The 536-nt window shown below is 34.9% G+C and carries 1 pseudogene; it reads left to right on the top strand.

Going from position 1 to position 536, the window contains the following annotated elements:
* Positions 1–26 precede the first annotated feature (26 nt).
* Positions 27–536: pseudogene (locus tag EDM02_RS01620) on the top strand (transposase); the annotation flags it as partial.

Raw genomic sequence — 536 nt, 5'->3', positions numbered from 1 at the left:
CAAGTGGTCAATTAAGTTTAGCAGATATTTCAGCAAGTAAACGTAAATGTAAACATATCTTTTTTGATCAAATAACCAATATAATTGATTGGTTATCGGTTGAAAAAGAACTTCGCCTTTATTATCCTAAAAGCTTACGTTTATCAGGCAAACCCGCCTATAGTCCCCTACTTTTATTTAAAATGCTCTTACTTCAGACATGGTATGGACTGAGTGACTATCAAGTAGAAGAAGAAGTAAACGATCGTATAACTTTTAGCAGATTTTGTGGTATTTCGATGGACAGTTCGGTTCCCGACCATAGTGTATTAAGCAGATTTAGGACTGTACTTACAAAGAAGAAGGCACTAGAGAGGTTATTGAAAAACATTAATAATCAACTATTTAATCATGGTGTATTAGTGCAACATGGTGCAATTATCGATGCCTCTATTACACCTACTCCTAGATGTCCTAAAGGGAAAAAAAGCTATGATCTACATGCAGATGGCAGTATAACCGTATCTGAAAGTTATCAAAAAGGAGTAGATCCAGAA

The organism is Candidatus Cardinium hertigii (assembly GCF_003788695.1).
This window is presented reverse-complemented; position numbering and strand designations above follow the sequence as displayed.